This is a genomic window from Streptomyces sp. NPDC045022, assembly GCF_056432605.1.
Genome location: NZ_JBWKIR010000013.1, coordinates 140,049 through 160,324, shown reverse-complemented (window position 1 = coordinate 160,324; position 20,276 = coordinate 140,049). Strand labels below are relative to the sequence as shown.

17 protein-coding genes and 2 pseudogenes are annotated in these 20,276 nt (G+C 72.4%); 11 read left to right on the top strand and 8 right to left on the bottom strand.

Going from position 1 to position 20,276, the window contains the following annotated elements:
* Positions 1-245 precede the first annotated feature (245 nt).
* A pseudogene (gene rhaS, locus AC07C1_RS23905) lies at positions 246-1,351 on the bottom strand (rhamnose ABC transporter substrate-binding protein).
* Between rhaS and AC07C1_RS23900 the strand changes: the two are divergent.
* From AC07C1_RS23900 to AC07C1_RS23880, 5 genes and pseudogenes are all read left to right on the top strand, one after another.
* Positions 1,319-1,622: pseudogene (locus tag AC07C1_RS23900) on the top strand (FGGY-family carbohydrate kinase); the annotation flags it as partial. The pseudogenes rhaS and AC07C1_RS23900 sit on opposite strands and share 33 nt — an antisense overlap.
* A gap of 72 nt (positions 1,623-1,694) precedes the next feature.
* Positions 1,695-2,450 carry a (Fe-S)-binding protein gene (locus AC07C1_RS23895; RefSeq protein ID WP_478941974.1) on the top strand — a complete coding sequence of 252 codons (756 nt, stop codon included), beginning with the start codon at positions 1,695-1,697 and terminating at the stop codon, positions 2,448-2,450.
* Complete coding sequence (locus tag AC07C1_RS23890) at positions 2,447-3,925, top strand: LutB/LldF family L-lactate oxidation iron-sulfur protein (RefSeq protein WP_478941972.1); 1,479 nt, start codon at positions 2,447-2,449, stop codon at positions 3,923-3,925. Before AC07C1_RS23895 ends, AC07C1_RS23890 begins: the two co-directional genes overlap by 4 nt.
* The gene (locus AC07C1_RS23885; RefSeq protein WP_478941971.1) at positions 3,922-4,563 is read left to right on the top strand and encodes a LutC/YkgG family protein; all 642 of its coding nucleotides are present in this window, start codon (positions 3,922-3,924) and stop codon (positions 4,561-4,563) included. Before AC07C1_RS23890 ends, AC07C1_RS23885 begins: the two co-directional genes overlap by 4 nt.
* Before the next feature lie 107 nt (positions 4,564-4,670).
* Complete coding sequence (locus AC07C1_RS23880; protein WP_478941969.1) at positions 4,671-5,825, top strand: ABC transporter ATP-binding protein; 1,155 nt, start codon at positions 4,671-4,673, stop codon at positions 5,823-5,825.
* 6 nt (positions 5,826-5,831) lie between these two features.
* On the opposite strand, the gene AC07C1_RS23875 is transcribed toward AC07C1_RS23880, so the two are convergent.
* The 4 genes from AC07C1_RS23875 to AC07C1_RS23860 all read right to left on the bottom strand — a co-directional run bounded on the left by AC07C1_RS23875 (position 5,832) and on the right by AC07C1_RS23860 (position 8,822).
* On the bottom strand, positions 5,832-6,773 hold the full coding sequence (locus tag AC07C1_RS23875; protein ID WP_478941967.1) for an ABC transporter substrate-binding protein: 942 nt from the start codon (positions 6,771-6,773) through the stop codon (positions 5,832-5,834).
* Positions 6,770-7,441 (bottom strand): ABC transporter permease, encoded by a 672-nt coding sequence (locus tag AC07C1_RS23870; RefSeq protein WP_478941966.1) that lies wholly within the window; start codon positions 7,439-7,441, stop codon positions 6,770-6,772. Before AC07C1_RS23870 ends, AC07C1_RS23875 begins: the two co-directional genes overlap by 4 nt.
* Positions 7,442-7,487: 46 nt before the next feature.
* Positions 7,488-8,168 (bottom strand): ABC transporter permease, encoded by a 681-nt coding sequence (locus AC07C1_RS23865; protein WP_478941964.1) that lies wholly within the window; start codon positions 8,166-8,168, stop codon positions 7,488-7,490.
* A gap of 81 nt (positions 8,169-8,249) precedes the next feature.
* The gene (locus tag AC07C1_RS23860) at positions 8,250-8,822 is read right to left on the bottom strand and encodes a TetR/AcrR family transcriptional regulator (protein WP_478941962.1); all 573 of its coding nucleotides are present in this window, start codon (positions 8,820-8,822) and stop codon (positions 8,250-8,252) included.
* A 158-nt stretch (positions 8,823-8,980) separates the two neighbouring features.
* Here AC07C1_RS23860 and AC07C1_RS23855 point away from each other — a divergent pair, with 158 nt between their 5' ends.
* The 3 genes from AC07C1_RS23855 (at position 8,981) to AC07C1_RS23845 (ending at position 12,328) form a co-directional block, all read left to right on the top strand.
* Positions 8,981-9,838: an AAA family ATPase gene (locus AC07C1_RS23855; RefSeq protein WP_478942097.1), complete on the top strand. Its 858-nt coding sequence runs from the start codon at positions 8,981-8,983 to the stop codon at positions 9,836-9,838.
* Positions 9,835-11,187 carry a VWA domain-containing protein gene (locus tag AC07C1_RS23850; protein ID WP_478941961.1) on the top strand — a complete coding sequence of 451 codons (1,353 nt, stop codon included), beginning with the start codon at positions 9,835-9,837 and terminating at the stop codon, positions 11,185-11,187. The genes AC07C1_RS23855 and AC07C1_RS23850 overlap by 4 nt, the downstream gene beginning before the upstream one ends.
* A gap of 124 nt (positions 11,188-11,311) precedes the next feature.
* A complete protein-coding gene (locus tag AC07C1_RS23845) occupies positions 11,312-12,328 on the top strand; it encodes a pyridoxal-phosphate dependent enzyme (RefSeq protein ID WP_478941959.1) in 1,017 nt (338 codons plus the stop codon).
* 159 nt (positions 12,329-12,487) lie between these two features.
* Here the strand turns inward: AC07C1_RS23845 and AC07C1_RS23840 are convergent, their stop codons facing one another.
* Both AC07C1_RS23840 and AC07C1_RS23835 read right to left on the bottom strand, forming a co-directional pair.
* Positions 12,488-12,844: a cupin domain-containing protein gene (locus AC07C1_RS23840; protein WP_478941958.1), complete on the bottom strand. Its 357-nt coding sequence runs from the start codon at positions 12,842-12,844 to the stop codon at positions 12,488-12,490.
* A 313-nt stretch (positions 12,845-13,157) separates the two neighbouring features.
* On the bottom strand, positions 13,158-14,102 hold the full coding sequence (locus tag AC07C1_RS23835) for a LysR family transcriptional regulator (protein WP_478942095.1): 945 nt from the start codon (positions 14,100-14,102) through the stop codon (positions 13,158-13,160).
* Between the two features lie 101 nt (positions 14,103-14,203).
* On the opposite strand from AC07C1_RS23835, the gene AC07C1_RS23830 reads away from it, so the two are divergent.
* From AC07C1_RS23830 to AC07C1_RS23820, 3 genes are all read left to right on the top strand, one after another.
* A complete protein-coding gene (locus AC07C1_RS23830) occupies positions 14,204-14,899 on the top strand; it encodes a type 1 glutamine amidotransferase domain-containing protein (protein ID WP_478941957.1) in 696 nt (231 codons plus the stop codon).
* Between the two features lie 468 nt (positions 14,900-15,367).
* Positions 15,368-16,333, top strand: a complete 966-nt coding sequence (locus AC07C1_RS23825) for a pirin family protein (RefSeq protein ID WP_478941955.1) — start codon at positions 15,368-15,370, stop codon at positions 16,331-16,333.
* 95 nt (positions 16,334-16,428) lie between these two features.
* Complete coding sequence (locus AC07C1_RS23820) at positions 16,429-18,912, top strand: SpoIIE family protein phosphatase (RefSeq protein WP_478941953.1); 2,484 nt, start codon at positions 16,429-16,431, stop codon at positions 18,910-18,912.
* A 65-nt stretch (positions 18,913-18,977) separates the two neighbouring features.
* On the opposite strand, the gene manD is transcribed toward AC07C1_RS23820, so the two are convergent.
* Positions 18,978-20,219, bottom strand: a complete 1,242-nt coding sequence (gene manD / locus AC07C1_RS23815; protein WP_478941951.1) for a D-mannonate dehydratase ManD — start codon at positions 20,217-20,219, stop codon at positions 18,978-18,980.
* Positions 20,220-20,276 lie beyond the last annotated feature (57 nt).

Sequence of the window (20,276 nt, the reverse complement as noted above, 5' to 3'; positions counted from 1 at the left end):
TCTCCTGGTACAGGAACGACAGCACGTCGTCCGCCGCGACCCGCGTCTCGTCGATCACGACTCCGTCTTCCGCCAGGTGCCGGAGGCGGTCTTGCGGAGGAGCGCGCGGGCGACGACCGTGTGCCGGGTCGCGGTGTACCAGACGGCGTACTGGTGGCCCTGGTAGGTCAGCAGTCCGTTCGTCGAGGCGGTCCGTCCCGACTTTCAGCAGGAAGCACACGCGGTGCGTCAACAGCCCTCTCCGCTCAGAAGTCGAACTGATCGATGTTCTTGGCGTCGAACACGGTCGGCTTGCCCAGGTTGATCACACCGTCCTTGCCGATGGTGTACGTCGTCCCGCCGGCCTTGAAGGTCTCGCCCTCCGTGCCGGTGATCTGCCCGGAGGACAGGGCGACGGCGGTCCGGGCGGCGAGGTCGCCGAGCTTCGCCGGGTCCCACAGCTCGAAGGCGTCCACGGTGCCGTTCTTGACGTACTTGCGCATGTCGTTCGGGGTGCCGAGTCCGGTCAGCTTGACCTTGCCCTTGTACTTCGAGCCCGACAGGTACTGGGCGGCCGCCTTGATGCCGACGGTGGTCGGGGAGATGATCCCCTTCAGGTCCGGGTGCTCCTGGAGCAGGCCCTGGGTCTGCTGGAAGGACTGCTGGGCGTCGTCGTTGCCGTAGGCGATCTTGACGAGCTTGATGTCCTTGTACTTGGGGTCCTTCAGCTCGTCCTTCATGTAGCCGATCCAGGTGTTCTGGTTGGTCGCGGTCTGCGCGGCGGACAGGACGGCGATCTCGCCCTTGTAGTCGATCTGCTTCGCCAGCAGCTGCACCTCGGTACGGCCCAGGTCCTCGGCGCCGGCCTGCGAAACGAAGGCGTTGCGGCAGCCGGGGTTGGTGTCGGAGTCGTAGGTGACGACCTTGATGTCGTTCGTCATGGCCTGCTTCAGCGCGGTGCACAGGGCGCCCGGGTCCTGCGCGGAGACGGCGATGGCGTTCACCTGCTGCTGGGTGAGCGGTTGACGTAACTCACCTGGCCCGAGGTGTCGGTGGCGCTGGACGGGCCCACTTCCTTGTATCTCGAGCCGAGTTCGGCCAGCGCCTTCTCGCCGCCCTTGTCCGCGGTGGTGAAGTAGGGGTTGTTGACCTGCTTGGGCAGGAAGCCGACGGTCAGCCCCTTCTTGGTGGCGGCGTTCGGATCGGCCTTGCCGGCGGAGGCGGCCGGCCCACTGTCGTCCTTGACGTCGTTCTTGGTGGTACCGCCGCAGGCCGTCAGGGCGAGGGCGAGGGTGGTGCCGGCGGCGAGGGCGGCGCAGGTGCGGCGCGCACGGGGGGGGCCGTCGAGGAGGCGCAGCGGCTGGCCGACCATCCGGTGGACGTGGTGTACATCGTGGGCGGTGGCACCCGCAACGCGCTGCTCTGCCAGCTGACGGCCGACGCCTGCGGGCTGCCGGTGGTGGCGGGGGCGACGGAGGCGGCCGCCCTGGGCAACGTCCTCGTCCAGGCCCGCGCCCACGGTCTGGCCGGCGACCTCCCCGCGATGCGCCGGCTGCTCATCCGTACCCAGCCGCACCCGGTACGCGCCCCGCGGCGACACCGCCCGCCGGCGGGAGGCCGAGGCACGGCTCGCCGCCCGGTGAGCCGCGCTCTCCCCGCGACGGTACGCGCCTACTACCCTGCACTCGTGCGATGACCGACCCCGAGGAGCCGCGATGCGTGTCGCCCTGTTCCTGACCTGTGTCAACGACACGCTCTATCCGGACACCGGTCGTGCCGTGGTGAAACTGCTGACCAGGCTGGGCGTCGAGGTCGACTTCCCGATGGGTCAGACCTGCTGCGGGCAGGCGCACTACAACACCGGCTACCGGCACGAGGCGGAGCCACTGGCCCGGCACTTCTCCGATGTCTTCCGCGACTACGAGGCGATCGTGACGCCGTCCGGGTCGTGCGGGGCGATGGTGCGGGAGCTGTACCCGAGGATGGGCGAGCGGGCCCGCGCCGAGGGCCGCGGGGGGTCGCTCGCCGCCGCCCTGGCGCCGGTGGTCCCCAAGACGTACGAACTCACCGAGTTCCTGGTGGACGTGCTGGGCGTGACGGACGTCGGCGCCCACTATCCGCACACGGTCACCTACCACCCCACCTGCCACGGCTTGCGAGGTCTCGGGCTCGGCGACCGGCCCCGGCGGCTGCTGCGGGCCGTCAAGGGGCTGGAGCTGGTCGAGCTGCCGGGTGCCGAGGAGTGCTGCGGGTTCGGCGGTACGTTCGCGTTGAAGAACGCCGAGGTCTCGGCGGCGATGGGCGCGGACAAGGTGCGCAACGCCGAGTCGACGGGCGCGGAGGTGCTGTGCGCGGCCGACAACTCCTGTCTGATGCACATCGGCGGCACGATGAGCCGGCTGCGGACGCGTATGCGGCCCGTCCACATCGCGGAGATCCTGGCGGGCACGGAGGAGGAACCGGCGGTATGAGCGGAACGTATCTCGGCATGCCGGCCTTTCCACAGGCCGCTCACGACGCCGTCCACAATCCCACTCTGCGCGCGAACCTGCGGCACGCCACGCACACCATCCGCGCCAAACGGGCCAGGGCGGTGGGCGAGTTGTCCGACTGGGCGGAACTGCGGGAGGCGGGCCGCCGGATCAAGGACCACACGCTGCGCCATCTCGACCGGTATCTCGTGCGGCTGGAGGAGTCGGTCACCGCGGCGGGCGGTACGGTCCACTGGGCCGCCGACGCGGACGAGGCCAACCGGATCGTGGCCGCACTGGTCAAGGAGACCGGCGAGTCGGAGGTCGTCAAGGTCAAGTCGATGGCCACGCAGGAGATCGGGCTCAACGAGGCCCTCGAGGCCGAGGGCATCCGTGCCTACGAGACCGATCTCGCCGAGCTGATCGTCCAGTTGGGCAAGGACCGCCCCTCGCACATCCTCGTCCCGGCGATCCACCGCAACCGGGGCGAGATCCGGGACATCTTCGCGAGCGAGATGGGCGAGTGGGGCCGCCCGGCCCCCGAGGGCCTGACCGACACGCCCGCCGATCTCGCCGAGGCCGCCCGGCTGCACCTGCGGGAGAAGTTCCTGCGCGCGAAGGTCGGCATCTCCGGTGCCAACTTCATGGTCGCCGAGACCGGCACCCTGGTCGTCGTGGAGTCCGAGGGGAACGGCCGGATGTGCCTGACCCTGCCGGAGACGCTGATCTCGGTCGTCGGCATCGAGAAGGTGGTGCCGGCCTGGCGGGACCTGGAGGTCTTCCTGCAGACCCTCCCCCGCTCCTCCACCGCCGAGCGCATGAACCCGTACACGAGCATGTGGACCGGCACCACCGACGACGACGGCCCCCGGACCTTCCACCTGGTGCTCCTCGACAACGGCCGCACCGACACCCTCGCCGACCAGGTCGGCCGCCAGGCCCTGCGCTGCATCCGCTGCTCGGCCTGTCTGAACGTCTGCCCCGTCTACGAACGGGCGGGCGGGCACGCCTACGGCTCGGTCTATCCGGGCCCGATCGGCGCCATCCTCAGCCCCCAGCTGCGGGGCACCGCAAGCGACATCGACGCCTCGCTGCCGTACGCCTCGTCCCTCTGCGGGGCCTGCTACGACGTGTGCCCCGTCGCCATCGACATCCCCGAGGTGCTGGTGCATCTGCGGGAGCGGGTCGTGCAGGGCGGACCGGCGGTGCGGCAGGGCAACAGGGTCGTCCTCAAGCCCGCCAAGGGACATGCGGCCGAACGGGCGGCCATGCGGGCCGCCCGCTGGGCCTTCGCCCGCCCCGGCGCCCTGCGCGCCGGCCAGCGGCTCGCCTCCCGCACCCGCCGGCTGCACCCCCGCGCCCTGCCGGGCCCGGGCAAGGCGTGGAGCGGCACCCGGGATCTGCCGGCCGTACCGGTGGAACCCTTCCGGGACTGGTGGCAGCGCACGCGCGGCGGAAAGGACGGCGTCAAGTGAGCAGCAGGGAACGTGTTCTGGGCCGGGTCCGGCGGGCGCTCGCCGACGTGACGCCGGACGAGCGGCCGTACGAGGTGGCCGTGGAGCGGCACCATCTGCGCGAGCACGGGGAGCGTACGGCCGAGCAGACGGTGGAGCTGCTGGCGGAGAACCTGGCGGACTACCGGGCGATCGTGCACCGCTGCGACGCGCGAGAGCTGCCGTACCTCGTCATGCGGCTGCTGGCCGCGCGCGGCTCCCAGGAGGTGCTGGTCCCGCCCGGGCTGCCGCCGGAGTGGATGTCCGCGGCCGACGCCGTGCGGATCCACGACCGGGCGGGGAGCACACCGCACCGGCTGGACCAGGTGGACAGTGTGGTGACGGGTTGTGCCGTGGCGATCGCCGAGACCGGCACGATCGTCCTGGACGGCTCCCCCGACCAGGGCCGGCGCCGTATCTCGCTCATCCCGGACCACCACATCTGCGTGGTGCGGGTGCCCGGCCAGGTCGTCGCCTCCGTCCCGCAGGCCCTCGAACGGCTCGACCCCGTCCGCCCGTCGACCTGGATCTCGGGCCCCTCGGCCACCAGCGACATCGAACTGGACCGGGTGGAGGGCGTGCACGGGCCGCGGACGCTGGAAGTGATCCTGCTCGGCTGACGGAACGAGCCGTACGCCGCCGGGCGTCACGGCCTGCCGGCCCTGGGCGTCCGCCGGTCGGGCCACGGCGGGATGACGCCCGGACCGCCCCGCCGTAGCGTGAGGGGATGATCCGGTTCGAGCAGGTCACCAAGCGGTATCCGGACGGTACGACGGCCGTGGACGACCTCTCCTTCGAGGTGTCCGAGGGTGAACTCGTCACGCTCGTCGGACCCTCGGGTTGCGGCAAGACGACGACCATGATGATGGTCAACCGGCTCATCGAGCCGACGTCGGGCCGGATCCTCGTCGGCGGCGAGGACATCGCGACGGTCGACCCGGTGCGGCTGCGCCGCCGCATCGGCTACGTCATCCAGCAGGCCGGCCTCTTCCCGCACCGCACGGTCCTGGACAACACCGCGACCGTGCCCTCGCTGCTCGGCTGGAAGCGGGCCGAGGCACGGGCCCGCGCTGCCGAGCTGCTCGATCTGGTGGGCCTCGATCCGAAGACGTACGGGCCGCGCTATCCGGCGCAGCTGTCCGGCGGGCAGCGGCAGCGGGTCGGTGTGGCCCGGGCGCTGGCGGCCGATCCGCCGGTGCTGCTGATGGACGAGCCGTTCGGCGCGGTCGACCCGGTGGTGCGCGAGCAGTTGCAGGACGAGTTCCTGCGGATGCAGGCCGCCGTGCGCAAGACGGTGCTGCTGGTCACGCACGACATCGAGGAGGCTGTTCGGCTCGGCGACCGCATCGCCGTCTACGGACAGGGCCGCGTCGAGCAGTTCGACACGCCCGGCGCGGTGCTCGGGGCGCCCGCGACGCCGTACGTCGCCGGCTTCGTGGGCGCCGACCGGGGGCTGAAGCGGTTGTCGGTCACCGCGATCGAGGCGGACGATCTGGAGCAGCCGCCCGTGGCCCGCCCGGACGAGCCCGCCGCCCGGGCCCGGGAGCGGCTGCGGTCCGAGGGCGCCCGCTGGGCGGTCGTCCTCGACGCGCACGGCGACCTGCACGGCTGGGTGGGCATCGACGAGCTGACGCCGGGCGGCACGGTCGGGGACCTGGCCCATCGGATGACCGCCTGGGTGCCGGTCGGCGCGCCGCTCAAACAGGCGTTGGGGGTGATGCTCCAGTACGACGCCGGGTGGGTCGCGGTGCTGGACGATGCGCGCTTCCTCGGCGTGCTGACCCCGGCGAAGCTGCACGAGGCGCTGCGCCGCTCGGTGGACGCGGACGCGCGGGGCCTGGCACGGGCGCAGGTGCCGTTCGACTCGGTGTCGGACGCCTGACGCCTCTTACGCCAGCAGGCCCTCGCGCTTCAGATAGGCGCGGGCCACGTCGGCGGGCAGCCGGCGCCAGCTGTCGACCTGACGGTTCATGTCGGCCAGGTCGCGCGTGGTGAGGACGGCGTTGAGCTTGCCGAGTGCCTTCGCGACGCCGGCGCTGCCCGCGCGGGAGCGGTTGACGACCGGGACCACGTAGTCGGCGTTCTGCAGATGCCTGTCGTCGGCGAGCAGCACCAGGCCGAACTCGTCGAGCGTGGCGTCCGTGGTGGTGGTCAGCACCATCTGGTCCCGGCCGTCCTGCACGGCCCGCTTGGCCTGTGTGGTGCCGACCCCCTTGGGATCGACCCCGGTGATGTCGATGCCGTACACCTTCGTCAGCCCCGGCTCGCAGTAAGGCCGTCGGACACACTCGTCACCCGCCGCGAGCCGTACCCGCAGTCCGGATGCACCCAGGTCGCCGAGGGTCTTGAGGCCGTGCCGGCGGGCGTAGGAGGCGCTCACCGCGAAGGCGTTCTGGTCCACCGCGCGGCCGGGCGGAAGGACGGTGAGACCGCGGGGCGTGGCGAGGGCGCGCAGCGCCTTCATCGTGGCGTCGAGGTCGGGCGAGCCGGCCGGGGGCGCGTCGGCGCCGTGGGTCTTGGCGTTCAGCCAGTCGGCGAAGGTGGCCGCGTACTCGGGCACGACGTCGATCTGGCCGGCTTCCAGGGCCGGTTCGTACAGCTCCCGGTTGGCGACCGTGAGCAGGGACGTCCGGTAGCCGGCCCGGTCGAGCAACTGGGCGTACAGCTGGGCGAGCAGGTCGCTCTCGGTGAAGCCGGCCGAGCCGATGGTCAGATGGCGGCTGTCGCCGGGCGGCGCGGTGACCTGGCCGCGGTTCTCCAGGGCGGGGCCGGTGGCGCAGGCGGTGGTGGTGAGCAGCAGGGCGGCCGTCAGGGCTCCCCGGCCGTTCACCGGCCGCCCCTGGCCCACACCGGTGCCAGCCGCTCGGCCATCTCGAAGACTCCCTCGACGAGGAGGGCGAACACCGCGACGAGCAGCGCGCCGGCGACCACCTGGGGTGTGCTGGCGAGGTTGAAGCCGGCCGTGATGATCCGGCCGAGACCGCCGCCGCCCGCGAGCGCGGCGATGGTGGCGGTCGCGACGAGCTGGACGGCGGCGATCCGCACCCCGTTCAGGACCATGGGGAGCGAAAGGGGCAGTTCCACACGGAACAGCATCTGCCGCCCGGTCATCCCCATGCCCCGCGCCGCCTGGACGACGCCGCGGTCGACCTCGCGCATGCCGACGTAGGCGTTGGTGAGCAGCGGTGGTACGGCGAACAGCACCAGGGCGACCACCGTCGGTCCCTCGCCCCACTTCCCTACCGGGGTCAGGAGCAACAGGACCAGGACGGCGAAGGTGGGGACGGCCCGGCCGACGTTGGAGATGTTCACGGCGAGCGCGCCGCCCTTGCCGAGGTGGCCCAGGACCAGGGCGACGGGCAGGGCGATCAGGCAGCTGATGAGCAGGCAGACGACCGTGAGCAGCAGGTGCTGGAGCAGCCGGTGCCAGACGCCGCCGTCACCCGACCAGTGCGCGGGGTCGGAGAGCCAGTCCCAGGTGGCGGTGAGGGTGCTCATGCGCGGTTCCCTGCCGACCGGGGCGCCGCTTCCATGCCCTGCGTACTCATCTGCGGGCCGCCCTCGCCCACGGTGTGATCAGCCACTGCACCCCGAGCAGGAGCAGGTCGGCGGCGATCGCGATCAGCACGCACAGCACGGACGCGGTGAGCACCTGGGCCTTGAAGTAGGTGTTCATGCCGGCGTAGATGAGGTTTCCGAGGCCGCCGAAGCCGACGATCGCGCCGACCGTGACCAGGGACACCGCCGAGACGGTCGCGATGCGCAGCCCGGCCATCGCGGCGGGCAGGGCGAGGGGCAGTTCGACGGCGAGCAGGAGGCGGACGGGGCCGTAGCCGAGGCCGCGCGCGGCCTGCCGGGTCTCCTCCGGGACCGCGCGCAGGCCCGCGAGGATGTTCCGGACGAGCAGGGTGAGCGAGTACAGCACCAGCCCGGCGACGACGAGGGTGGCCGAGAGGCCGTAGAGGGGCAGGAGAAGGGAGAACATCGCGAGGGACGGGATGGTGTACAGGATCGTCGTGGCGGCGAGGACCGGGCCGGCCGCCCAGCCCCAGCGACGGGCGAACACCGCGAGCGGAAGGGCGACGACCAGGCCGACGAGAACCGACACGGTGGTCAGCTCGACGTGCTGGACGACCGAGTCGAGCAGGATCTGGCGACGCGTGCTCAGATACGCGCCGCAGATCCACTCGTTGCGCGCGAGGCAGTCGTCCGGGGGCGCGGTCACGGCTCCATTGCACCGGGCGGGCGAGCCGGTCGGCGCGTTGTGGTGACCCGTACGGGGGGTCCGTACGGGTCCGGCATGGTGCTACTTCATCCCGGCCGCGTCCAGCAGGGCGGTCGCCGTCGCCGTGGCGAGTCCGTCGTCGAGGCGTTCCACGCCGGCGCCGGCCCGGGCGCTGGCACCGTCGAAGACCAGCACGAGCTGGCGGGCGAGCAGCCCGGGGTCCCGGGCACCGCCCCGCTCCGCCTCCGCACGGAAGCTCCTCGTCAGACCCTCCTTGACCCCGCGGGCGACCGCGCTCGCCGGGTGCCCGGGGTCCTTCAGTTCCACCAGCACGGCCAGATAGGGGCACCCGTGGTAGCCGGCCTCCACGGAGCCCTTCTCCAGCTGCTCGAAGACGTGCAGGATGCGCTCGCGCGGGGTCGCGGCCTCCGGCTCGGGGTGCGTGAACCGGGCCTCGTACGCCGGGATCCGCCGCTCCAGGCTCGCGGCCAGCATCTCGTCCTTGCTGTCGAAGAGCTGGTACATCGACCGCTTGGAGACACCCGCCTCCCGGCACAGCGCCTCCACGCCGATGGACACGCCGTCGCGGTAGGAGAGCCGGGCGGCCGCGTCGAGCAGCCGGTCGCGGGGGGACGCCTTGTCGGTGGAGGCCATAGGGCGAGGTTACCTCGCCACGGCCGAAAGGAAACCGATCGGTGTATGCCCCGGGTCCTCATGACGGCCGAGCCGGATCCCCGTGACAGCCGCGCTGAACAAGCGCTTAGATGGTCGCCGGCAGTATGGACCCGCTCCCGACCCCGCCGGAGGCCCTGTTGTTCACGTCCGTCGACGACGTCTCCGCCCGCCTCGCCGAGACCGGCTACCTCGCCTCGCCCGCCGTCGCCACGACCGTCTTCCTCGCCGCCCGGCTGGGCAAGCCGCTGCTGGTGGAGGGCCCCGCCGGGGTCGGCAAGACCGAGCTGGCCAAGGCCGTCGCCCAGGTGGCCGGGGCCCGGCTGGTCCGGCTCCAGTGCTACGAGGGCGTGGACGAGTCCCGGGCGCTGTACGAGTGGAACCACGCCAAGCAGCTGCTGCGGATCAGCGCGGGCCGCGACGAGAGCTGGGACGACGCCCGCACCGACATCTTCAGCGAGGAGTTCCTGCTCCCCCGTCCGCTGCTCACCGCCATCCGCGGGGACGAGCCGACGGTGCTGCTCATCGACGAGACCGACAAGGCCGACGTCGAGATGGAGGGGCTCCTGCTGGAGGTGCTCAGCGACTTCCAGATCACGGTCCCCGAGCTGGGCACGGTCACCGCGACCCGCCGCCCCTTCGTCGTCCTCACCTCCAACGCCGGCCGGGAGCTGTCCGAGGCGCTGCGCCGCCGCTGCCTGTTCCTGCACATCGGCTTCCCCGAGGAGGAGCTGGAGCGGCGGATCGTACGGCTGAGGGTGCCGGGCCTCGGCGAGGCGCTGACCGCGTCGGTGGTCCGGGTGGTCGGGGCGCTGCGCGCGATGGACCTGCGCAAGGCCCCGTCCGTCGCCGAGACCATCGACTGGGCGCGCACCCTGCTGGCCCTGGGCGCCGGCGCGCTGGACGAGACGGTCGTACGGGACACTCTCGGAGTGATCCTCAAGCACCAGGACGACATCCAGAAGGCGGCGGCGAAACTCGACCTGGACGCGCTGTGAGCGGTGTCGCCGAGCGGATCACCGGCCTGGTCGGGGCGCTGCGCGCGCACGGAGTGCGGATCGGCACCGGGGAGACCGTGGACGCGGCCCGCGCGGTGGAGGCGCTGGGGCTCGCGAACCGGGAGCTGCTGCGCGAAGGGCTGGCCGCGACCCTGCTGCACGGTCCGGCGCAACGGGCCGTGTTCGACCCGGTCTTCGAGCTGTACTTCCCGCGTGGGGTCGGGCGCCCGGACGGCGACCCCGCCGACCGCGAGGCCCTGCGCGACCGGCTCGCGGACGCACTGGCCGCCGACGACCGTGCGCTGATGACCCGGTTGGCGGCGGAGGCGGTCGACGGTTTCGGTGGATACGGGAGTTCACCGGGCTCGGACGGCTGGTCGGCGTACCAGACCCTCGAACGGCTGCGCCCGCAGACCCTGTTGGCCCGGGTACGCGCCGACGTCCGGGGCCGGAACGGGAGCGGTACGGGATTCGCGGACCGGTTGCTGGACGACGAGATCCGGCACCGGATCGAGGAGTTCCGGCGGATGGTCGGGGCGGAGGCGCGGCGCCGGGTCGCCGAGCGGCGCGGCCGGGACGAGATCGCGCGGCGCGGCGTCCGGCCGACCGCCGACCGGGTGGACTTCCTGTTCGCGAACCGCGACCAACTGGCCGAATTGCGCAGAGCCGTGTCACCGCTCGCGCGCAAGCTGGCCACCCGGCTCGCCGCGCGCCGCCGGCGGGCCGCGCGCGGCGCGATCGACCTGCGCCGCACCCTGCGCTCCTCGCTGTCCACGGGCGGTGTGCCGATGCGGCCGGTGCTGCGCCGGCGCCGCCCGGTCCGCCCCGAACTGGTGCTGCTGTGCGATGTGTCCGGCTCGGTGTCCGGCTTCTCGGACTTCACGATGCTGCTGGTGCAGGCGCTGCACGACCAGTTCAGCAAGGTACGTGTGTTCGCCTTCGTCAACCGGCTCGACGAGGTGACCGGCCTGCTCGACCACGGCCGCGCCGACCCCGACGGGCTCGGTGCCCGTATCCGCGCCGAGGCCACGCTCACCGGCTGGCACGGCAGCAGTGACTACGGCGTGGCACTGGGCGAGTTCGCCGAGCGGTACGGCGACGCGGTCGGGCCGCGTACGACGGTGTTCGTCCTCGGGGACGCCCGGACGAACATGAGCGACCCGAACCTGCCCGCCGTGCGCGAGGTCGCCCGGCGGGCCCGCCGCGTGTACTGGCTGAATCCCGAGCCCCGCGACCGGTGGGGTACCGGCGACTCGGCCGCGCCCGCCTATGCCGAGCTGGTGGAGATGCACGAGTGCCGCACGGCCCGGCAGCTCAGCGCGCTGATCGCACGCCTGCTGCCGGTGTGACGCCGGGCGGCCGCCTGTGATCGACTGGCCACCGGGTACGCGCCGACCCGCCGACCCGCCGACCCGCCGACCCGCCGACCCGCCGACCCGCCGACCCGCCGACCCGCCGACAAGGATGTCCGCCATGAGTCACCCGTCCGTGCCGCTCGGCAGGTACCCCACCCCCGTCGAACCGGCGCCCCGGCTGGCCACCGCGCTCGGGCTCGGACCGGGGGACCTGTGGATCAAGCGGGACGACCTGACCGGCCTGGGCGGCGGCGGAAACAAGATCCGCAAGCTGGAGTGGACGGTGGGCGCGGCGCTCGCCGAGGGTGCGGACACGCTCGTGACGACGGGTGCCCCGCAGAGCAACCACGCCCGGCTGACCGCGGCTGCCGCCGCCCGCCTCGGGCTGGACGTCGTCCTCGTGCTGCGCGGCTCGCCGGGCCTCTCGCGGTCCGGCAACCTCGCCCTCGACGGGCTGTTCGGGGCCCGGCTCGCCTGGGCCGGGGAGGTGGACCAGGCGGGGCTGGACGCGGCGGCGGCCGAGGTGTGCGCCAGGCTGCGGGCGGGCGGTGCCCGTCCCGCGCTGATCCCGTTCGGTGGTTCCAGCGCCGTGGGCGCCCGTGGCTATGTGCGCTGCGGCGAGGAACTGCGCGAGCAGGTGCCGGACCTGCGGACGGCGGTGGTGGCACTCGGGTCGGGCGGCACCATGGCCGGACTGGTCGCGGCCCTGGGCGCCGGGTCGGTACTCGGCGTCGACGTGGGCGCGCTGGGTGACCCGGCGGCGGCGGTGGCCCGCTTCGCGGCACTCGCGGCGGAGAGGCCCATGGCGGACAAGCCCACGGCAGGGGGGCCCGCGGGCGAGAAGCTCACGGTGGAGGGGCTGCGGGTGCGGCGGGACCAGGTGGGCAGCGGGTACGCGGCGCTGACCGGTCCGGTGGCCGAGGCGCTCCGGCTCGCCGCCTGCACCGAGGGCCTGGTCCTCGACCCGACCTACACGGGCCGGGCCCTGGCGGGACTGCGCGCGGCCGTCCACGGCGGCGACGTCCGGCCGGGCGAGAAGACCGTCCTCGTCCACACCGGCGGCCTGCCCGGCCTGTTCGGGCACGCTGACGCCGTCGCGTTCGCGGAGGAGGGGGCGACGGTCTTCCCGGGCTGACGGGACCGGCCTGTCGGGCCGTCCGTGTCGTGCCGTCGCGGCGCACGGAGTGGTGCGGTTGTACGTACAGAGGTGACCCACGGTGCTGACCCCGGACACGCCACCGGGCCGCACACCGTGCGGCCCGGCCCGCGCGCGAACGAATCGATCCGCCGCCGGCTAACCCTTCGCGTACTCGTTCGCCATGGTCCCGGCGAAGTCGAAGACCACGGCCTGCTCGTCACCCACCACCCAGGCATCGTGGCCGGGCGGGCACACGAAGACGTCGCCGGGCCCGACCTCGCTCTCGCCACCGTCGTCCATCCGGAGGCGCATCCGCCCCTGCAGCACATAACCGTTGTGGTGCACCATGCAGCTCTTGGTGCCCGCGATCGGGGCCACGGACTCCGACCAGCGCCAGCCCGGTTCGAAGGTGCCCACCGCGAAGTCGAGCCCGGTCAGGTGGAGGGCTTCGAGGTGGCCGCGCGGGAAGTCACGCCGTTCGTCCGGCTTCTCGACCGTCTTCACTTCCAGCATGACGGTGTGCTCCCTTCCAGCCGCTGATCGCGGCCGGGGCCGGCCGGCGCCCCCGGGGCCTCGGACGGCACCGGCGCTGCGGTGGCCGTACCCCACGCATCCATCGTGGATCCCGCGACCTGAGGCCGCCATTCGGAACCGCGGGACCGACGATGTCAGGTGCCGTACGAGCGGTCCGCGGCCGACGCGAGCTGGGCGCCACGGGTTCGACAGGGTCCTGCGGATGCGACACGGCCCCGAGCCGACGAGAGCCGGACGGCACGTCGTTCGAAGCGGCCCGGAGGCGGCGACGGCCGGATTCGACCCCGGTCGGCTACCAGGTGCGTGCCGACCGGATCAGGAACGTCCGGACGCGGGCCACGTCGGGGTTGTCGGAGGCGCCGGGGCGCTGGACGAGGAAGCCCGTGTTGATCGGCGGGTCCTCCGGCTCCAGCAGCGCCACCAGCGCGCCGGATTCCAGCAGATCCCGGCACAGATACCTGGGCAGCACGCTGAAACCGGCGCCCGCGGCGACGGCGGCGAGCACTCCCCGCAGGTCGGGCACGGTCACGGCGGCGGTGCGGGACAGACGCCGGCCGAAGACGTGACGCCAGTAACGGCGGGCGATCGGCAGGTCCTCGGCGTAGGTGATCAGTGGGACGCCGCGCAGGGCCGCCGGTCCCTCGGTGGCCGGCCGGTTCGTCAGCCGCTCGGCCCAGACCGGGGCGGCGACCAGGACGAACTCCTCATCCATGAGCGCAACGGAGTGCAATGTACGGCCGCGCGGCCGGGTGGTGGCGATCACCAGGTCGTACCGGCCCGCACGCAGTTCCTCCAGCAGCGGATCGGTCAGTCCCGTGGACACCCGCAGCCGTACGCCCTCGGTGACCAGCGGGGCGAGGGACGGCAGGACGGTGTGGCACAGGAATTCGGCGGGGCCGGCCAGATGGACGGGCTCGGCGCGGGCGCCGGCCGGCGGGGTGGGCCCGGCGACGGCGGCCAGTTCGTCCAGTGGCGCGGCGATCCGGACGGCGAGTTCGTCGGCCACCGGGGTCGGCGCGACGCCGCGCGGCAGCCGTTCGAACAGCTCCCGGCCGGTCTGCCGCTCCAGCGCGCGCATCTGCGTCGTCACCGTCGGCTGCGAGAGGCCCAGCAGGCGGGCAGCGCCGGTGAAGGAGCCGGAGCGGTACACCGCGAGGAAGGTGCGCAGCAGATTGAGGTCGGGGGAAGCGGTCTCCACCCGTCCGAGTATCACCGCCGGGTATTCCCCGGGACCCATAGGGGATCGAATGTCAGCCATTCGATACTTCATTGGATGCCTATGGGTCGGTACGCCTACGTTCTTTCTCGTACACGCACACTTCCGGGAGAGAGAACCTCATGTCGAAGATCCTGTTCGTGATGACCGGCGCCGACCGGTGGACGCTCGCCGACGGCACCCTGCACCCCACCGGCTTCTGGGCCGAGGAGGCCGTGGTCCCCTACCGCGCCCTCAAGGCCGCCGGTCACGAGGTCGTCGTCGCCACGCCGGGCGGGGTGGTGCCGCCGGTGGACCGGGCGAGCCTGGCCGCCGAGGTCAACGGCGGTCAGGAGAAGGCCGACGAGATCGCGAGCGCGCTGGAGGAGATGACCGAGCTGCGGGCGCCGGTGAAGCTCGCGGAGGTGGACCTCGACGACTTCGCCGCCGTGTTCTACCCCGGCGGTCACGGCCCCATGGAGGACCTGGCCGTGGACGCCGAGTCCGGCCGGCTGCTCGTGGCGGCGCTCGACTCGGGCAAGCCGCTGGCCGTGGTCTGCCACGGCCCGGCCGCCCTGCTCGCCGCCGTCCGGCCGGACGGCTCCCACGCCTTCGCCGGGTACCAGGTGGCGGCCTTCACCAACGAGGAGGAGATCCAGGGCGGCCTGGCCGACCGGGCCAGGTGGCTGCTGCAGGACCGGCTGGCCGAGGCGGGCGTCGACGTCCGCGCGGCCGGGCCGTGGGCGCCGCACGTGGTGACGGACCGCAACCTCGTCACCGGCCAGAACCCGGCCTCCTCCGCCCCGCTCGCGGAGGAGCTGGTGAGGCGGCTGGGCTGAGACAGGGCGCGAGCCGGCTTCGCCGGGCCGGTGTCGCGGGCGGCCGGAGCGCGAGCGGCTTCGCCGGGCCGGTGTCGCGGGCGTCCGGAGCGCGAGCGGCTTCGCCGGGCCGGTGTCGCGGGCGTCCGGAGCGCGAGCGGCTTCGCCGGGCCGGTGTCGCGGGCGTCCGGAGCGCGAGGCGGCCTCGGCCGGTCCTGCCCCGTGGACGGCCTGAGAAGCTGCGGGAATTCTTCGGCCGGCAGCTGCGCCCTCGGGCGGGGTGGGCCGCCTGTCAGGATGAAGGCCCCCCGCTCTCCCCGGCCGACCGTCGGCACGCTGGCCCCGGTGTGGAGCCCGGCCGTCCCTGCCCCGGCCGGGCCGCCCCCGAGCGCACGGCGGCCGTGAGAGCGACGGCGGGGCGGCCGGCGTACGAGTCCGTCCGGGTTTTCACGCCCATGACCCGCCGCCTGCACCGCTAGGTTGGGCGGTATGAGCAACCTTGACCGCGCGCCCGTGCCCAGCGTCTGCGGCGGCCGCGGATTCGTCGTGGCCGAACCCGTCCGCGAACTGCTGAGTCCCCGTCACGTGAAACTGGGCGAGTCGACCGAGGTGCGCCGGCTGCTGCCGAATCTCGGCCGCCGCATGATCGGCGCCTGGGCCTTCGTCGACCACTACGGCCCGGACGACATCGCCGAGGAGCCCGGCATGCAGGTCCCGCCGCATCCGCACATCGGGCTGCAGACGGTCAGCTGGCTGCACGAGGGCGAGGTGCTGCACCGTGACTCGACGGGCAGCCTGCGGACGATCCGGCCCAGGCAGCTCGGCCTGATGACCTCGGGCCGCGCGATCAGCCACTCCGAGGAGAGCCCGAAGACGCACGCCCGGTTCCTGCACGGCGCCCAGCTGTGGGTGGCGCTGCCGGAGGAACACCGGCGCACGGAGCCGACGTTCGAGTACCACCCGGAGCTGCCCACCGTCACCGCGCCCGGCCTGACCGCCACGGTGATCCTCGGCGACCTGGACGGCTCCCGGTCCCCCGGTACGACGTACACCCCGATCGTCGGCGCCGACCTCGCCCTCACCCGGGGCACCGACGTCCGCCTGCCTCTCGAACCGGACTTCGAGTACGGCGTGCTGGCGATGTCCGGTGAGGTACACGTGGACGGGGTGCCGCTGCTGCCCGGTTCGATGCTCTACCTCGGCTGCGGGCGGTCCGAGCTACCGCTGCGCGCCGAGTCGGACGCCGGGATCATGCTGCTGGGCGGCGAGCCGTTCGCCGAGGAGCTGATCATGTGGTGGAACTTCGTCGGGCGATCACAGGACGACATCGTTCAGGCCCGGGAGGAGTGGATGAGCGGGTCAGGATTCGGGGTGGTGCAGGGGTACGACGGGGATCGGCTGGCGGCGCCCGAGCTGCCGACCGTGCCACTGAAACCACGAGGTCGGACACGTTGAGCTGGAGACTTCTGCTGTACTCCGTTCCACGATCGATGCGCGTCGCTCGGTTCTCGCCTTGGCCGCCGGTGGCCTGACCTGCGCACACTGGATGTATGCGCGAGATGTCCGCCGGCCAGGCGGCGGAGCGCGAGGACTTCCTCGCTGAGGCCGTCACGGAAGCCGTCCAAGGAACGAGCGCGTACGCGGGGAGCGTCTTCCTCCGCTCCCACGACCGTCGGTCGATCGCGCTCGCCGCGACGTGTGGGGTGCCGCCTTCCCTGCTGGGTGGCTGGCGCCTCATCGCGGTGAACAGTCCCATCCCGGTCGCCGTCGCTTACGAGTCCGGGCGCACGGTCCACCTGGCGAACGCTGATGAGACGATGCGGAAGTACCCGCAACTCGCGGTGGCCCTGCCGTATGCCTTCGGCTCCTGCTCGGTGCCGGTGCACGCAGGTGGGGAACGCTTCGGATCGCTGGCCATCGTGTGGCCGGCATCCCCGGGCAGCGAAGGGCTGTCCAAGGCCCAGCGCCGCCACCTGCGGAGTGTCGCCGGCCGGCTGGGTACCCGTCTCGCAGCGATCCGTGACCGTACCGGCGATCCCGTGGAAAGCGACCCGAGCGCGGTTCCCCTGGAGATCCCGGCTCCCTCGGCAGCAGCCGTACGTGTGGGGTTGTTCGACTGGAACCTCGGCTCCGGCACCTTCAGCGTGGATGAAGCGCTCTGCGCGATCTTCGGTCTCGACCCCGATGCTTTCGACGGACGAGTCGAAACGCTTGCTTCGTGCCTGCACCCCGGTGATCGGACAGCTTTTCGAGCCTGCGCCAGGGAGGCGGCGGGCGAGGGCCGGATCACCGCGCATCGGCTGCGCGTACGAGACGACGACGACCGCGGCGGAGGCCATCGCACGGTCGAGCTGTGGGGCCGCGTGCCGGAAACCGGCGACCCGCGGCCCGGAGCGCGAGTGGTCGGCGCGGTCGTGGATGCCCGGGTCGGCACCGCGGCCGTCGCAGCGGTCGAACGGCTGCGGGACGGGCTGTTCTCCCTCACCCCCGACGGGCGGGTCACCTACGCCAACCACAGCGCCCTGCGACTGCTGGGCGTTTCCGCCGCCGAGGTACTGGGCCAGTTCTTCTGGGACATGCTGCCGTGGCTGTCCGACCCCGGCGTCGAATACCGGCACCGGTCCGCGATGATCTCGCAGACGCCGTCGTCCTTCCTGGTGAACCGACCGCCCGACCAGTGGTTGGCCTTCTCACTCCACCCGCGGGCGGACGGGGTGACCGGCTTGGTGGCGCCCGCCACTCGTGCCCCATCGGCCGCTGCGGTATCCGCTTCCCCGGCCGCTGCGGGACCTGCCGCCGCACCGGCACGCCTGGGGGTCATGTACCACGTCCTGCAACTGAGCAGCGCGCTGACCGAGGCAGTCACCACACGCCAAGTGTGCGAAGTCGTCTCCGACCAGCTCCTGCCCGCCTTCGGGGGCCAGCACATGGCGATCTCCGTGGTCCGCAGCGGCACGATGCACCTGCTGCATCGCACCGGCCGCCACGAGGAATTCCCTGACTGGCTGGAGGGCGTCCCGCTGCACGCCCGCCTGCCGGGAACGGAGACCCTGACGTCCGGTGCTCCGCTCTTCATCGAGACGCAGCAGGACCTCGCCCGGGGCTACCCGGGAATTCCCACGGGCCAGGCCAGCTCCTGGGCATATCTGCCGCTGATCGCCTCCGGCCGCCCGGTCGGCACCTGCGCCCTCGGCTTCGACGAGATCCATCACTTCACCGAGAAGGACCGCGGCGTCCTCACCGCGCTCGCCGGGCTGATCGCCCAGGCCCTGGAACGAGCACGGCTCTACGACTCGGAGTTCGCCGTCGCGCATGGCCTGCAACAGGCGCTGCTGCCGCACCGGCTGCCGACCGTCCCAGGTATCCGCACCGTCGCCCGTTATCTGCCCGCCACCAGCGGTATGGACATCGGTGGCGACTGGTACGACGTCATCCCCACCGGCAGCGGGGCCCATCTCGTCATCGGCGACGTGGAGGGGCACAGCATCGCCGCCGCAGCCACCATGGCGCAGTTGCGCAGTGCGGTACGGGCTTTCGCGGCTGCGGGCCATACGCCCGGCGACATGATGGCCGGCGTCAACCGAACCCTGATCGACCTCGACTCCAGCCTGCTGGCAAGCTGCTGCTGCGTCCACGTCGAGCCCCACAGTCGGCACGCCTACGTGGTCACCGCCGGCCACCCTCCTCCTCTGCTCCGTCGCTCCGACGGCACGACTGACGCCCTTGACCTGGACGTCGGCCCGCTCCTGGGCGTGGATCACGCGAGCGCCTATGCCCAGACCCGGGTCGCCCTCTCACCGGGATCCGTCCTCGCCCTCTACACCGACGGCCTGGTGGAGGAACCCGGCATCGACATCGACGTGGGGATCGACCGCCTGCGAGCCTCACTGGCCCACACTCGTGCGGGCTCACTGGACGAACTCGCCGACCACATCCTGCACAATGCCCGCGGCTCCCCCTACCGGGCCGACGACATCGCCCTGCTGCTCACCGAGCACAGTGCCGGCCTCGGACCACGTCACACCTCAAGGTGACGCTGAGGGCCAGCGGTCCCCGTGGCCGGTGAGCGATCCCGTGTCGCGTGCCGGGGTCCCCCGCCTCACCAGTCGTGCACGGTTCCGTCGTGCAGCCTGCTGACGGGCAGGTACGCCTGCCGGTAGGGGAAGTGACGTGCCGCTTCGACGTCGAGATGGACTCCCAGACCCGGCGTGTCGGAGGGATGCAGCAGTCCCTCCTCGAAGCGGTAGGAGGTTCGGAAGACCTCCAGGGTCCGCTCGGAGTGCCGCATGTACTCCTGGATGCCGAAATTGTGCACGGCCAGGTCGAGATGGAGCGCGGCGGCCATGCCCACCGGGGAGATGTCGGTGGGGCCGTGCATCCCGGACCGGACACCGTAGACGGCCGCGAGGTCGAGCAGCTTCTTCATCGCGGTGACGCCTCCGGTGTGGGTCACCGCGGAGCGCACGTAGTCGATCAGCCGCTCGCTCAGCAAGGTGGTGTAGTCGTACAGGGAGTTGAAGACCTCGCCGATCGCCAGCGGTGTCGTCGTGTGCTGCCTGATCAGGCGCAGAGCCGCCTGGTCCTCCGCGGGTGTGGCGTCCTCCAGCCAGAACAGGTCGTACGGTTCCAGTGCCTTGCCCAGCCGGGCGGCCTGGATCGGCGTCATCCGGTGGTGTCCGTCGTGCAGCAAGGGCAGCTCGGGGCCGAACTCGGCCCGGACTGCCTCGAAGACGGCGGGCAGGTGCCGTAGGTACGCGCGCGTGTCCCAGCTCTCCACGATGGGCCGGGGCCGGTCGCCGGCGGTGCGGCGCGCGGGCTCGTAGTCGTAGCGCTCTCCGCCGCCGGCGCTCGAGGCGGCCACGCCGTACACCGAGTCGAAGCCGGGTATCCCGGTCTGTATGCGGATGGCACGGTAGCCCTGCTCACGGTGCGCACGGATGGAGTCGAGCAGTTCGGGCACGTCGCGGCCGGAGGCGTGTCCGTAGGCGAGGGCGCCGGTGCGGGACGCGCCGCCGAGGAGCTGGTAGAGGGGCATCCCGGCGTACTGGGCCTTGATGTCCCACAGCGCCGTGTCCACGGCCGCGACGGCCGCCATGGTCACGGGGCCGCGCCGCCAGTACGCACCTCGGTAGAGGTACTGCCAGGTGTCCTCGATACGGGAGGCGTCGAGCCCGATGAGCAGGGGTACGACGTGGCTGTCCAGGTAGGTCTGGACGGCCAGCTCGCGACCGTTGAGGGTGGCGTCGCCGAGACCGACGACGCCGTCCTTGGTGGTGATGCGCAGGGTGACGAAGTTCCGTCCCGGGCTGGTGACGATCACCTCGGCGGACATGATCTTCATGGTGGATCCCCCCTCTTTCGTCGGTTCGGTCGTTCTCTCTCCGTCGGTCGGTCGATC